17 protein-coding genes and 1 pseudogene are annotated in these 13,680 nt (G+C 50.5%); all 18 read right to left on the bottom strand.

The annotated features are described in order from the left end of the window. Positions 1 to 4: 4 nt before the first annotated feature. Positions 5 to 694 carry a hypothetical protein gene (locus ABVN36_RS19785; RefSeq protein ID WP_023259240.1) on the bottom strand — a complete coding sequence of 230 codons (690 nt, stop codon included), beginning with the start codon at positions 692 to 694 and terminating at the stop codon, positions 5 to 7. A 2-nt stretch (positions 695 to 696) separates the two neighbouring features. After that, the gene (locus ABVN36_RS19780) at positions 697 to 1,152 is read right to left on the bottom strand and encodes a DUF2824 family protein (protein WP_023138251.1); all 456 of its coding nucleotides are present in this window, start codon (positions 1,150 to 1,152) and stop codon (positions 697 to 699) included. Further along, positions 1,152 to 1,790 carry a hypothetical protein gene (locus ABVN36_RS19775; protein WP_023138250.1) on the bottom strand — a complete coding sequence of 213 codons (639 nt, stop codon included), beginning with the start codon at positions 1,788 to 1,790 and terminating at the stop codon, positions 1,152 to 1,154. The genes ABVN36_RS19780 and ABVN36_RS19775 overlap by 1 nt, the downstream gene beginning before the upstream one ends. A 3-nt stretch (positions 1,791 to 1,793) precedes the next feature. Continuing rightward, the gene (locus tag ABVN36_RS19770; protein WP_023138249.1) at positions 1,794 to 3,212 is read right to left on the bottom strand and encodes a packaged DNA stabilization protein gp10; all 1,419 of its coding nucleotides are present in this window, start codon (positions 3,210 to 3,212) and stop codon (positions 1,794 to 1,796) included. Next, a complete protein-coding gene (locus ABVN36_RS19765; RefSeq protein ID WP_001166101.1) occupies positions 3,172 to 3,672 on the bottom strand; it encodes a packaged DNA stabilization gp4 family protein in 501 nt (166 codons plus the stop codon). The genes ABVN36_RS19770 and ABVN36_RS19765 overlap by 41 nt, the downstream gene beginning before the upstream one ends. Continuing rightward, positions 3,656 to 4,216 (bottom strand): hypothetical protein, encoded by a 561-nt coding sequence (locus tag ABVN36_RS19760; protein WP_000538675.1) that lies wholly within the window; start codon positions 4,214 to 4,216, stop codon positions 3,656 to 3,658. The genes ABVN36_RS19765 and ABVN36_RS19760 overlap by 17 nt, the downstream gene beginning before the upstream one ends. 40 nt (positions 4,217 to 4,256) lie before the next feature. After that, positions 4,257 to 5,549, bottom strand: coding sequence for a P22 phage major capsid protein family protein (locus ABVN36_RS19755; RefSeq protein ID WP_112324615.1), 1,293 nt, complete (start codon positions 5,547 to 5,549; stop codon positions 4,257 to 4,259). After that, entirely contained in the window at positions 5,549 to 6,460 is a 912-nt protein-coding gene (locus tag ABVN36_RS19750) for a scaffolding protein (RefSeq protein WP_112324614.1), read from the bottom strand. The genes ABVN36_RS19755 and ABVN36_RS19750 overlap by 1 nt, the downstream gene beginning before the upstream one ends. A gap of 13 nt (positions 6,461 to 6,473) precedes the next feature. Further along, entirely contained in the window at positions 6,474 to 8,651 is a 2,178-nt protein-coding gene (locus ABVN36_RS19745; protein WP_023138248.1) for a portal protein, read from the bottom strand. Beyond that, the gene (locus ABVN36_RS19740; protein WP_017441431.1) at positions 8,651 to 10,150 is read right to left on the bottom strand and encodes a terminase large subunit; all 1,500 of its coding nucleotides are present in this window, start codon (positions 10,148 to 10,150) and stop codon (positions 8,651 to 8,653) included. The genes ABVN36_RS19745 and ABVN36_RS19740 overlap by 1 nt, the downstream gene beginning before the upstream one ends. Beyond that, positions 10,128 to 10,616, bottom strand: coding sequence for a DNA-packaging protein (locus ABVN36_RS19735; protein ID WP_000729924.1), 489 nt, complete (start codon positions 10,614 to 10,616; stop codon positions 10,128 to 10,130). The genes ABVN36_RS19740 and ABVN36_RS19735 overlap by 23 nt, the downstream gene beginning before the upstream one ends. 3 nt (positions 10,617 to 10,619) lie before the next feature. Beyond that, positions 10,620 to 11,024: a hypothetical protein gene (locus ABVN36_RS19730; RefSeq protein ID WP_000013070.1), complete on the bottom strand. Its 405-nt coding sequence runs from the start codon at positions 11,022 to 11,024 to the stop codon at positions 10,620 to 10,622. Then, positions 11,024 to 11,413, bottom strand: coding sequence for a hypothetical protein (locus ABVN36_RS19725; protein ID WP_001140559.1), 390 nt, complete (start codon positions 11,411 to 11,413; stop codon positions 11,024 to 11,026). Before ABVN36_RS19725 ends, ABVN36_RS19730 begins: the two co-directional genes overlap by 1 nt. 3 nt (positions 11,414 to 11,416) lie before the next feature. Further along, positions 11,417 to 11,659: a DUF2560 family protein gene (locus ABVN36_RS19720; RefSeq protein WP_000807788.1), complete on the bottom strand. Its 243-nt coding sequence runs from the start codon at positions 11,657 to 11,659 to the stop codon at positions 11,417 to 11,419. A gap of 295 nt (positions 11,660 to 11,954) precedes the next feature. After that, complete coding sequence (locus tag ABVN36_RS19715; protein ID WP_001283924.1) at positions 11,955 to 12,212, bottom strand: hypothetical protein; 258 nt, start codon at positions 12,210 to 12,212, stop codon at positions 11,955 to 11,957. Further along, on the bottom strand, positions 12,209 to 12,706 hold the full coding sequence (locus tag ABVN36_RS19710; protein ID WP_001530409.1) for a KilA-N domain-containing protein: 498 nt from the start codon (positions 12,704 to 12,706) through the stop codon (positions 12,209 to 12,211). The genes ABVN36_RS19715 and ABVN36_RS19710 overlap by 4 nt, the downstream gene beginning before the upstream one ends. 209 nt (positions 12,707 to 12,915) lie before the next feature. Further along, positions 12,916 to 13,383 carry a lysis protein gene (locus ABVN36_RS19705; protein ID WP_023253534.1) on the bottom strand — a complete coding sequence of 156 codons (468 nt, stop codon included), beginning with the start codon at positions 13,381 to 13,383 and terminating at the stop codon, positions 12,916 to 12,918. Between the two features lie 88 nt (positions 13,384 to 13,471). Further along, positions 13,472 to 13,552: pseudogene (locus tag ABVN36_RS19700) on the bottom strand (lysozyme); the annotation flags it as partial. Between the last annotated feature and the right edge of the window lie 128 nt (positions 13,553 to 13,680).

The raw sequence follows: 13,680 nt of genomic DNA, 5'->3' as shown, positions 1-13,680 counted from the left end.
CTCCTTAGAAGAGTGAGCCAAGCAATCCGATACCTGCGCCAATACCAGCACCCCATGGCGTCGATGCACCAAGCATCCCGGCAAGACCAGCTCCTGCAAGAGCACCACTTGTACCACCGCTAATGGCACTTCCAAGCGTTGATTGACCAGAACCCTGAGAGCGGATCGCCGCCATCTGTTGCGCAAGATTACCTGCGTTATTTGCATAGTTCTGTCCTGCCGATGCCTGGCCTGCTGCCGCAGACTGACCAACGTTTAACAGGTTGCCATAGTTTTGCATCTGCCCTGACAACCAGTTCTGCCCGAGCGTTGGTGCAATGGATGCAATTTGGTTTGATGTTGCTGTAGAGCCAAGACCTCCGGTGGCTTCCGCTGCATTCAGGCTTTGATAGCGAGCTTGATCAGCCAACTGTTTATACTGGTCTGAGTTGTAATACTGATTGAGAGCGCTGTTCTGACCTTCCAGCGTTGATAGCTGCTGAATCTGCTGGAGAGCCGGCAAACCTGCGGCGGCGTAAGGTGCCAACTGTTCCATCACGCGATTGAATTGTTGGTTTTGCAGGTCTGCGGCGTACTGTGTTGCTCTTGCGGCCTCTTTTGCTCCGCTGCTTGATGAGCCGCCTTTACCGCCTTTTTCATGGCAAAGAGGTTCCTCACCGCGCAGTTTCCTGCCCAGCGTAAATGCATATAACATGTTTATCTCCCGTTATTCAGGAAGTCGGTTAACTCTTCTCGGGTGGCGGCGTAAAACGTCACGTCATCCACGCCTTTGAAGTATTTCTTGATGGTTCCTACACGCTTAAGGCCAATCATTGCGCAGTACATCTGACCGTGGCGAAATTTGCGTGCAGCAAATGATGTAACGCACTGAACGGTGGTGTTGGCGAGAATGTATCGCCAGAACGTCATCCCGATTTCCTTACTGAATCCGCGAATCTCAGGCAGGTACATGGCGTGGCAGTCAAAGGTCAGTGGCTGAATCTCGTTGTAATACACAATGCCACCGAACTGACCATGTACGTTCACTTCGAAATAGCGGCACTCAGGCTTGTAGTCGTATCCGTCACCGTTGTTACTCCCGGCGATGATGTCGGGATGGTTGCCGACCGTTTCTATCAGGTCGATGTTTCGGGTGGGAGTGAATGTAATCATTAATCAATCAACCCATGTGCACGCAAGGCGTCTTCCAAAGCCTTAGTGCGCCGACGCTCAGCAATTAGAGCATTGGCTATAGCCTGGATTTCAGATTGCGTGTAAGTATCGCTAACGGTGAATGTCAGGTCAGCATTGAATACGCCTTTATTCGCCGTACCTGTTGCCGCGGTCCATCCAGTCTGGCGAGCGCCAACAACTTTTGTACCGTTAACAGAATAACTTCCTGATACGCTAAGGGATGAGGTAAGAGTTTGAGTTCCTGCTCTGCTGAGTGAAACATAATCAACGATTATCTCTGATACCTTACCGTCGATATCCTGAACTTTTATTTTCAGACCATTAACATCATTCTCTATTTCAAGAAGCTTTACTTTTATTCCTGAAATATCCTCTTCTGTTTTTGCAATTCTTTTTTCGTGCTCACCAAGAATTACATCCTGCTCATCATTTCTGACCTGCGCATCATAAGCACCGCCTCCTGCCTGATTTGCCTTTTCTGCAATGGAGCCAACATCAGTACCCTGATTTATGACATACAGAAGGTAAGACTGACTGAATATGTTGCGAGGGAGAATAGATGCATCAATGCGTGTAGCCTGAACCACGACAGGCTTATTAAGTGACGGGTCTGCCATATGTTACTCCAGACGAATTTGACACCCGGATAGTGTTACAGGTGATTTGGTGATTACCCGCAGTTTGAATCCGATTAATCGACGAATACGACCTACACGCTTCCATAAAACTCTCTTGTCGTACACAAACGGCTCATTCTGCTCAATCATCTGTTCGCGACCGTAATTGATTCCGTCTGTGGTTGCAGACAGGAACAGGCGGTCAGCGTATTGAGCAACACCAGTGGATGATTCAACTTCGAGGTCGAAGCATCTGGCGTTATCTGCCTTGAAGAGGGGCGTAAACAACAGGTGTTCTTGCTGCTTGTCGTACTGACTACTGATGTCGAATTGCAACTGCCCCGTCACCGCTTCTGACTTGTCGCCACACGTAATCTGGTTGCCTTCGTACATGAAATCGATGGCGCGATAAACATCGTCGTATAAACCGGTTTTCAGTACGCACCATTGCGGCCCGTTCTGGCTTGATGAGGCATCGTAAACCAGCACATGACGCGGGAGATGGATAATCAGCAGTTCATGCGAATCGAACCTCAACGCTTCCATCACCCCAGTTGCCAGTTCATCAGCCGTGTATGAGCGGATAATTTTCTCAATACTGGCCGTCGCAATTGGTGAAGCCTGCCCTGACCCGATGATGTAGACGGAAGGTGCGCCAGTAGCCGGGTGACTGATGAATGCATATGAATCAGCGAATGGCGTTTTACAGTATGTTCCGGCAATACCCTTCTGTACCATCAACGATGGCTGTGCGACATACAACGCAGCGCCAGCGGTGGTTGCACCAGTCAGGGAAAAATATTCAATCGTCGATGAACCAAAGCAGACAATGAAGTCTCGCCATGTGCCGATGCCGATGATTCCGTCAGGCTGAGACTCGGCACGATATTGTGCGCTGTATCGGTCAGGATGCGATTCGTCTTCAAGGTCAGTGATGAACCATGAATCGGTTCCGTCTTTTGACCACGCATAACGCCCGCGCAAGCGAGTAATGTCACGAACAGAACCTAACTCATACTGAGTGAATCCGCTGTCCGTAGGCCAGTTTGATACGGTTTTAACTGTGCCATCATAGCGATACTCGACCAGTTGACCATTAACGCCTACCGCCTGTGATGTCCGACCATGTGCCATTGATACGCGACCGCTTCCAGCTACATCACCTACTACGGTTTCCCCTTTGTAGAGCTTACTGCCTAAAACGCGATATACAGCGTTCTGAGCGGTGTTGTATTCAACACCACGCGATACACCATTTACATCGTTGCGCTTCGCTATGCCGGGGAATGAGCGTAAATAACCCGATGAGTTGAGGACTTCTTTCGGTGTGGCCAACATATTGATTGGTAGGTAATCAATGTAGTCGGCATTCTTGAAGTCTTTACCCATTCCCTTCATCATGGGGAGTTGTTGAATCGGCATTCTGCTCTCCGGGGAAATAATGCCATTCGTTCAGATTGGCGAAACTATTACCGCTGCCTGTTGGCATGCGTGACGGGTAAGGAGCTCTTTTTGCTCTGGCGATGGCGGTCTGCTTATAGAGAAGCTCCTTCCCATATTTAGCGGTTGCGATAATTTTGGCGGTAGCCTCAAGCGCATAATCCGGAGCAATTCTGCAAGCCAGATTGTGGAATACTGCGCTGATTGCGCTTGAGCGAAGACCGTGGTCGTCACCTTCGGCTGGCGGGTTATCATCATCTGAGAATACATACCCGGTAACAATGCCTTTCCCGTCCTGATACCACTCAGCCATCATCGCTTCAAGGTCATCTACGGCATCCTGCATAGACTGTGGCTCAACATCAGTGAGAGTTGCATCTGATGCTACACCAAGCTTACGCAGCGCCGCCCTGACCAGATCGCCTTTAGTCTTTATCTGCATCGCTTTCCGCCTTAGGCTTTGGTCCTGGCTTTTTGCGTTCTTTGGTTGCCGGTTCTTTCGGTCGCAGGCTTAGCAGACGATTCAACACATCATCTGCCGTGTGGCCGTCCCATTCCTTGCCAAACTCAATTTCCGTGCCTTTAGGCAGATGTTCAATTTCACTCTCTGGGAGGTGGTATGTTACCGCGCCTTCTGGGGTGTCGATGCCAGCTAACACCCATCCATCCCATTGCTCGCCGTCATGATGCTGGAAGCTCCACCATGCGCTTTCGCGGAAGGCATTCATTAGCGTTGAAAACAGGCGCACTCGATGTGCATATAGTTCGTTAAAGGTGTGGTATCCATCAGACACTTCACCCATGTCTTTCTTGACCACGCCTGACTCGCCGATTGGTTCGTCATTGGTCTCCGGCACTAGATTTGGATGCTTAACCCAACCATCGGCAAGGTGATCTTCTACGTCGCCGTCATCGACAACTTTAACCTGAACTTCCTTGCCCCATACCTTCGTTCCACGACCCTGCTTATATAGCATTACACCCATGTGTCACCTCAAATAAAAAAGGGGCCGAAGCCCCTGTTAGTTACGCAGTCTGACCAGGCAGGCCAACACCGATTGCTTCCGGTCGTGTCGCGTTTACGCCGTACCACAGCGCAATACGGCACAGGCCGGACAGGGTGGAAATATCCCCCTGCGTAGCGAAGATACCGTTCAGGCCGACATCCGGGATGCTGAATGAGGTAGTTTTCATACCTGCAAAAAGCTCATGGTTGGCCGGAATCGGCTGAGACACAATACGGATGGCGTCATCAGCCCAGAACACGTTGGTACGGGCATCCTTAACGTTCAGGATGTTCACCGCCATTGCATCAGCCAGTGAGGTGTTAACGTTGGCGTAGGCGCGTTGCTCAGGAGAAAGAGAAACATCATCCAGTGCTACAGGCTTCGGCGTGATTTCAACGTGAGTACCATCAACAACGCGAACTACGGAGAAAGTCGCGTCCTGCGCCAGTACGTTCTTAGCCATCTGACCAAGGAACTTCACGCCAGTAAACGAAATTTTGTCGCCGCGTTTCAGGCCGGTAGTTGCAGACAGGGTGACGGTAGCAAAACGGTTATCAACGTTAACTTTGTTGCCATCGTTATCCAGTTGCCATGCGACAGGCTTGAAGGACTGCGCACCGGATACAGTGATGCCAGTTGCGGTGGATTTTGTCAGCACAGGAAGTTTCGGAGAGCGCAGGACATCATCGAGGCCAGCAACCTGACGCTGAATGGTGCCATCGCGGTACGCTTCTTCAGGGATGCGCCCGAAGATATCACGCTTGGTCAGGTCATAACCCGCCTTTTTGTAGTCCTGCGGGTTGAAGAAGTACGATGTGCCCATGTCGCGGTTAAGTTCGCGGGAGAACATGATTTCTTCTGCGTCGGCCACAAAGTTCCATGCGTCTGCGGTATTAGTGCCGATTGCATCCGGCGAAGTGATAACCAATGACCCCATCTCGGCGGCCATGTTTGCGACTTTCAGCTCAACGTTGTTAGCCAGTTTGCGTGCTGCGGACTGGATTCGGTGACGATACGCAGTCTCGTCTCGCAAGTCATCTGCGCGTAACTGGAAGAAGTCGTTATCCGGCTCTCCCATGTTTACCGCGACGTTAAGCTCCAGTAACCCTGTCGCTTTATCAGTTAAATCCCAACCTTCCTGAGTGGGGGACTCCTGCTCTACAGGCATCCAGATGGTATTGCTGGAGCGCTGCATAGAAGCCGCAGGCGGGGTATATTTCTTGGCTTTCTGCGCCATTGGAGTGATTGCGGAGATGGTGTCAATAATCTCATCCACCGCCAGTGTAACAATTTGACCTTCGTTCAAAGCCATTATCGGATTCCTTTAAGTTTTGCCTTTAGCTTGCGGTAAGTTTCCACATCGCTCTTGCTCGCAGCCGCATCCATCTGTTTACGAATGGCATCTTTATTTGCTGCGCTGACATCACCGGTAATCGGCTGGTCAGCAGGGGGAGCGGAAGAGATTTGTTTACCGCGAGGCTTGAGAGTTAAGCGTTCGGATAGTCGAGTTAGTTCAATCAGCGCGGACTGCCCATCCATCGCCAGTAACTGGCGGGCTTTCTCCGGGTTTGCACCAAGGTGATACATGAGCGCGGCAGACTTCTCCGGGAACAGGCGCATAATGTCGGCCCCAACCGCAGGCGGAACCAGTTGCATAAATGCGTCTTCTTTCTCCTGATAGTCAGGGATATTGAGCTTTTCCGCCGCGTCATAGTGTTTGCGGGCAGCTTCGACGTATTGCGCTGATTGCTGGGTAAACTCCTGAGTCTTGCGGCCCTGTTCTGCTACGGCATTGCTGCGGGCGTCCTGCGCTTTCATTAGCCATTCGGTATTAGCAGCATTGAAAGCGGCAAGCGCACGGCTGTTGTCGTAGTCATATTTAGCCAGGCCTTCTTCTGACAGATAGGCATTAATATCCGGCTGAGGTGGAAGGTCAGGGTTTACCCGTAAACTCTCCGGCAATTCTCCGCGTTTAACTGCCTCCATCTGCTGCTCAAGCTCGCGCTGTCGTTTGCGCTCGATGCGGCGGCGGGCGAATTCTGCGTTCTTTGCCGGGTCTTGTTTTGGTGCTGTCTCATCGTCCTTCAGGACAATCTCAAAGCCCTCTTCCTGACCTGCATTGTCGTTGGCATTATCGACAACTAAGCTATCAGCAGATGCCGCTGCATGATCGCCGGACAGGGTTAAGTCTTCAGTTGCCTGAATTTCGGTGGTTGGTTCCATGATTAACTCTCTCTTATTGAGGTGTCTCGGCTACACTGCCGGAAGGTTGATTTTGTCTCTGCGATTGCAGGATATTGGCAATGTCCATTCGCTGCTTGTGCGTCTGTTCATTGCCTTTAAGGAGTAACTCAGCATTTGCGCGAGCGTCTTCGCTGCGGTCCTGCTGGAATGAAGCAACGGTTTTGAGGAACTCTCTAAACTCGGACTGTTTATTGAGATCCATGTTGTTGAAGATTTCTGCGATTCTGGCAGCGTTAAGCTGGTTCTGCGCTTCGACTTTAGCTGCATCGATTTGCAGGGACAGCGTCTGGTTCTGAGCTTTAGCCAGTTCAGCCTGCCCCTGCAGGAGTACGCCCTGCGCCTGAACCATTGCCGGGTCTTGTTGACCTTGTTTGGCTTGTTGCGCCTCTACTAACCATTGCTGCTCTTCAGGCGTTTCTGGCTTCTTAACGCCCATCTGAATAAGCTGCTTGTTGGCATAGTCACGCATCATCTCAACACCTTTACCATCAAGCAGGGTGAAGTACTGAAGCAGCAGCAGTTGATATTCTGGCGTTCCCTGTGGCGTCTTGCCGAGCAACTCAAGAATTTCTGCGCGGTTTTGCTGCTTCATGGACTGGAATGATGGTCCAACATCCGTGTAGCATTCATAGCGCCCCCTGATATCGTTCAGTACCTGCCGTTCACCAGTGGCAAGGTCAACAACCTCAGCCATTAGCTGAACCTCTTTTTCACTGCCATCCTCAAGGGTGATTGTCACGTTGCGAGGAACATCGTAGATGTCATTAACTATCGACTGGTAAATCTCACCGTCACGGCGCATAGCGGTAGCCAGATTATCCTGAAACACGTATGTCTCAAGGTCAGCGCGCATGTTTAGCTGGTTAACAGTGTCGTAGGCTACCTGTCCACCGTTTACTGCTTCTGCATCAACGCCGAGCGTCGCTACCTCTTTCACTGCTGCGGTGGCTGCTTCCAGCATGTAGGCGTTGGCTTGCGGTACCTCAGGGTTTTCGTAATATGCCAGCGGCTGAGTTGGCATTTCTCCATTGTTCTCATCCGTGCGATTGAGCAGGTAATACGGGTAATCGTCGTTACCGTCATACATATGCTCAAAGCCTGCAATCTGTTCAGGCCAGAAGAACGGCTTCTTCTTCGGAGTACGGGCCACGATGTCGGCGTTGAACGACATAATCATGTTGCGCAGACGCTGACCGTCTTTTGTCAGGCGGACGACACCCTCATACACTTCTTTATCTTCAACGAAGCCCCACTCGCCGAATACCGGAACAATGGGGATATGTTCGCCAGCAATGAGCTGCTTGTCTTTGAGTACAGCGGTGCAGGTGATAATCGATTTGTATACCCGGCGACGCTTAATCTGGCGCTCTGCAATTTTGATAAATCCACTATCAGCCAGGTCGTCGATGACGTCTTTAATATCGCGCTTAAAGTAGCTTACCGGCTCACCCGTAACCGGGTCTTGGTAGATAAACGCCGTCTCTTTCTTCTCGACCACTTCGTAAAACTCAGCGATCTGAATTGTGTCCTGCGTCAGCCATGGAAATACCCAATCGTTGGGGTTCTGGAATGATGGAATATCATCAGCATCAAGGTCGTATTTTTCTGCGAAATCCTCCCAACCATTCTGGCTCATTGAGTGGATAACTGTGCAGTGACGGGCGTCAGACTTGTCCATCAGTTTGCTGTTGCTGTCCCAGATAACATGGGAGCAGGCACTATGGATAGGCTCTCGACGGATAACCTGATTGTTGCTCGTCGGACTTTGATCTTCGTAGTCAGTGACCAGACGCCACGCACCTACGCCAGATTCAATCTGCTCACGAACAGCGACGTTGACCGCGATTTTTGCCGTATTGTGTCGCATGTCTGTGCGATACATTCCCATTAGCACATCAGCAGCGTCAGGACTTGCTCCATCCTTTGGGCGATACAGAACATCAACAGGGTTCTGACGCATCTCAGAAACGAGTTTGCGCACCACTGGTCGTACCACATCGAACTGCCCGCGATATTGCAGGGTTGTGTATTGTGATAGCCAGTCATCCCATTGGCTGATCCGACTAAAGAACAGATCGTTCTTAGCCTCTCGTCTGGCTTCATCACTGGCTGTCCAGTCCGCATCAAAGCGCGACAGGATGCTCTCCAGCCTGTTTTCATTGTCGGCCATTATCGTCCTCTGCGTACTGGTCTAATCGGTGCGGGGATTTTCTTTTCTTTCGGCTTTCTGATATCGCGCATCATCCTGGCGAAGCGGCGCATCATGTAGCCGTAGCGAGTAGCATCGAGCACATCATCGTTGGTCTTGACAATCTTGCCGTTCTCATCGCGATGATATAGGCGGAACTCTTCAAAAAATGGTTCGCATGTGTTGAATACTTTGAATCTTCCTTCAAGCATCAGGTCACGAAGTTCACTAATGCCTGACTCTACTGAGTTACCGCCATCCGGGAACGTTGCGTGTTCGGGAAGCATAGAGAACCCGGCGTCCGCATATTGGGTTTTAAGTTGCTCACCACCGCCCTTTTCGTGTTGGTGACCGTCATGAGGCCACGCGACAGGTATTTTGTTAGCCCACGACTTAACAGCACCCCATGCCTGAACTGCGGTGTTCTCTGATTTCTTCCACACACGCGCCAGATAGAAAACATCTGCGTCTTTGTCCCACCAAAGCTGAATGTGAGCTTGCGGGTGGTTCCAGCCGAAGTCCTGAGCGTCGATAACATAGAAGTGATCGGGACACTCAAACGGCTGGCACTTAATCGTCTCTTCCGGTATCTGGAATATTCGACCGCTACCCATCGTAGGAATACCGCGAGCACGCGCCTCTCTCTCATGCTCAGGATAGGATGCGATGATTTGCTCTTTCTGCTCGTCGGTGTAGTGCTCAGCGTCATAGATGGTCATGTTGACCACTTTCTGCGACTTGCTGGGATTCTTCAGGAACTTGGTAACAACGTCAGACATCCCCATCAGCGGGGTAAACGTCAGAATTGAGAATTGCCCGTATTTGTTTGTACGGGTAAGACCTTCGCCATAAATGCTGTATGGTGGCTCTTCGTCAAACCACACGCCGTGGATTGTGTCACCCTGCCAGCGTGCACGGCCTTGCGAGTATGGCTTGAAGTAGCAGATTGAAATGCCATCTTCAACACCATCAGCCGTGTGATGCTTAACCAGAAGATGATCAACAAGGTTCGGAAAGAAAGGAGACTTCTTCCAGCTAATGATGTCTTCTTTCGGTATGGAACCGTAGCCAGGCTCGTCATTCTCTTCGATACGACCGCACAGGATGCGTTGAGTCGTTTTGGTTACAGTCTCGTTTGTCTCGCCGCCAATCCAGAAGACGACAGGCTCATAGAAACGCTTACCCTTCCACTCTCCGCCATATTTACCATCATCCGGGTAGCCTTTTGTTCCCGGATAACGCCCGGTAAGGTGAAACGCGACTTCAGCAGCACCAGTAAATGACTTACCAAGCTGGTTACCAGCCATAAAACAGCGCTCTGGATAGTCATGCCCGGCGTCGATGAATTCACGCTGTTTGCTGTATGGCGTAAATTCATATAGCAGGTGTGTGTTCCGGTATTTCTCTTCTTCTTCGAGTAGCTCGAGCAATTCGATTTGCTCTTCGTCGCTCAGGTTATCAAGAATCGCGTCCAGTTCCACGGTTGAATAGCTCCTTGATACGAGAGCGGCGCTTATCGCGATCTCCCTTATCAGGTGTCACGTCTTCAACTTGCGACTGCTCTTTGAGGCCCAAATCGCGGGCGATGATGTTAGCGTTGAGAAGATCAGCGGCTGCGCCGGAGAATTTTTGGTCGTAGATGATTTGCTCTGCTCGCGTAACGACCTCAGATAAGTCTTCTCTCACCCTGTATTGTCGCCATGTCTCAAGCGTCACATCGAGGAATAGCGTTAGCCCAGTGATGGTCATCGCCCTCATCTTGGCGATAGGCTCTTGTGTAACTTCTCCTTGATATGAGAAAGCCTTCATCTCCCATAGTGGGTTAGCCTCCACCCACTCGAAGTATTCACAACAAGCAGCCCACAGCGCCTCAGGCGACTCGAATTTCGGGTTACGCCCATGACTACTGCGGGCCTCCCAGAATCGGTTGCCCTTTGGTGCTGCCATAAGTTAACTTCCTGATGTTGTTGCGATAGTCACGTTAGCCGAACCATCAAAGGACGTTGAACCTGTGACAGCGCCGGTTAGTGTGATAGTGCGAGCAGTAGATAACTTATCCGCCGTCTCTGCATTCGTTACTGAACCGCTTGCAGAAGTGTACTTAGCTTCAAATGCTGTCTTGCTCATATAGAGCAGCTCGCCGTACTGGCTTCGAAACAGATATCCACCGACTTCCTGCTTGAATACGGCTACTGTTTGCGCTGACATGTACTGGTCAGCATACGGACCGTCAAATTCTGCGTTTGCACTTCCGTCATTAGCGTATTTGATAGCTTTAATCGGAAGGGCAGACACATATGCACCATCAGCATCTTTGTAGAGAGGCCATGATGGCGTGAAGTTTGGGTTTGCCATTACTTGGCTCCTTCTTTTTCTGGTTCATGAAAGAACGGCAGGAAGTGACTGAACATTCTGTCAAGCATGTAGCAGTAGGTTTCGTTTGCGTCGCCAGGATGAGTGGTTACACCAACATCTCGGCAGACATAGAATGCGACGTGAGCACATTCATGAACCAGTGTGGCAGCATTTCCATTGAATACCCCAAGCAGGTAAAGGTTCTCGCCTGTTTCGGTATTGCAATATGACTGTGTTGCCCCCGCCAGCATCTCATTCCCGCCGCTATCAACTCCAAGATGAATACAAGCCTGATCCCACTCTTCCTTTGAACGACACAGGTAGACATTGGCGCTATGGAACAATGGCACGAAGAACCGGGGAAGTTTAGGCCACTTCGTCTTTGCCATTCGTTATGCTCCGGTAGTGAACAGGTCTAATGCTTCCTTCGATTTACGAACCGCTTCGATAGTGCGAGTCGTGATATCTGAATTAGCGCCGCCTGACTGGAAGTGAATTTTGAATAGTTCAAGCTTCAGTTCGTCAGTGCCGATGAATTGAAATGCTTCCTCTGCTGCTGCGTTCTGGTTCATGACCAGCTTGTAAATCTCTAACTGGAATTTCTGTTCTTCAGTCATGGGAATAATCTCTGCCATTGTTGGCTCCGTTTATCCGTTAAAAGGGATATCAGTTAAGTTATCCCGTGTAGGGCATAAGCCATTGTCGAGACCACTCATTGAATGGCCTCTGCAATAACCGATGTCTTTCCATCAGTCCGCCACCGCAAAGAATCTTTTTTGCCATAAGGCAGGAGGTTCATCTTTCAGTGGCTTCCAGTGTTATTTCCCCACTTACTGGCTTGGGTTGTTTCGCGGTACTGCTGCTAATTGGTGACCTGGAATAAATTCCGGTTTCATTATCAAGCCCACCCGTAGATGGGCTTTGTAATGGCTACTTCGCTTTTGATTCCGCTCGCTTACGCCGGCGCTCTTCTTTCCTCTCGGCTTTTGCCATGTCCATGAATGCCTGCATGATCGAGTTCCGCATCATGTAGCTAACAAAGTGATGATTGACACAGCCGTTGAGGCGCAGCTGCTCGCCAAACTCATCCACCGAGGCCAATGCTTCCATCATGCCCTTCTCACCTTTCATGAACTCTGAGAAGTCGCGCCCCGCTCTGGAGGCGCATTCAATGACACGATCACTCATCCCGGAAGCCCTGGGATCGTAATCTGCAGCTGGTTAGCCAGGGAGTTAATCTCGGCGACCAACACTGGCTTCGTATAGCGCCATGCCGCCAGCCCTTGTCCACAGAAGCTCGCCATATCTTTTTTCTGATCAAACTCATGACACTTCATATTGAGCTGCGCACTTAAGCTGTTCCGATGATGAAGCTCTCCGGTGAAGTAGTCATCGAGGACTTTATAGGCTGCATATTTAAATCCAGGGTTTAGCCATGCTGCGTAATCATAAGCAACGAACTTTCCGCCATAAGTTCCACCGTGCACACCGCGTTCCGTAAAAACCACAGATTCGTGGTTTTTCTCCAGCTCGGCTAAGAACTCTTTGGTCTGCTTGTTTCTCAGGTAGTGGTACGGCGATTCAGATTCACTTTTACCACTAGCTTTCCACATGTCAGTGAGGCAGATCATTCCTGATTCATCAACACGGATCGGTGTATTAAAAAGCGTGATTGCTTTCATAGCGTCTTTACCTTTTAGAAAGTGAGCCTGTCTCACAGAAAAGCCGCCCGAGAGAGGTCGCCACCTATAACGGCAATTCTCAGGCTCGCTTACTGAAAGGCTCTCGTTGATATGCGCGTGAGATGCGCGGTGAAATACCGATACAAAAACGCCCCGCATCGCGAGGCATTTTCCTGAAAGTCACTTGTCAAATTTCTATGCGAGGGAAATTATTTAAGGCATTGCGCCCTGATGTACTCCTGAAGCGTTCTCAGTGCTGTTTGGTCACTGATGATTCCGTCCCGGATACCGAGAACGTTTCGTCCAGCAACTGGAGAGAGTTCGACGGTGGCATCATTGCCCATGCCGGAGGCGCTGGAGGTTTCGGCTGAGGATGACACAGGGCATTTTCCTTTGACGAGCACCCGACCACCATTATCAAGCTTGCGCCGAAGAGCATCATTTTCAGCTTTCGCATCAGCGAGTTCCTTTGTATATCTTGCATCGAGGGCAGCAACGTCACGCTGGCGCCCCTGCATGTCGTCAATCGTCTCGTTCGCCAGTTTCAATTTATGGGTGGCGGTATCGCGCTGGCCTTTGTAGGTGATGGCGTTATCACGGTAATGATTAACAGCCCACCCCATTGAAACCAGCAGGCAAATAACCACAGCGCAGATGATTGCGGTTAACCGACTCATGACATCAACACCCCAACGGCCAGAAACCACGGCCACGCATCGTTGCCATTGAATGCGAGCAACGCTGCCATGAAAAAGCAAATCATGCTCATTGCTGCCCCCACAAACAGACTTCACGCTCAATCTCACGGCGAGTCATCAGCCCTTTCCATTGCTTACCGCCAGCGTATTGTCAACGACGGATGAAAAGTGATCCACTTATATCTCCACCAACGGCCCAATATTGATCCACCGTTTTACTCAGGATTAGCTTCAGCTATAACCCCGGCCTTTCGTTTCTGTCTGAGTCGATAGCTT

Source organism: Salmonella sp. SJTUF15581 (assembly GCF_043356775.1).
In the GTDB taxonomy this organism is placed as follows: Bacteria; Pseudomonadota; Gammaproteobacteria; order Enterobacterales; family Enterobacteriaceae; genus Salmonella; species Salmonella enterica.
This window is presented reverse-complemented; position numbering and strand designations above follow the sequence as displayed.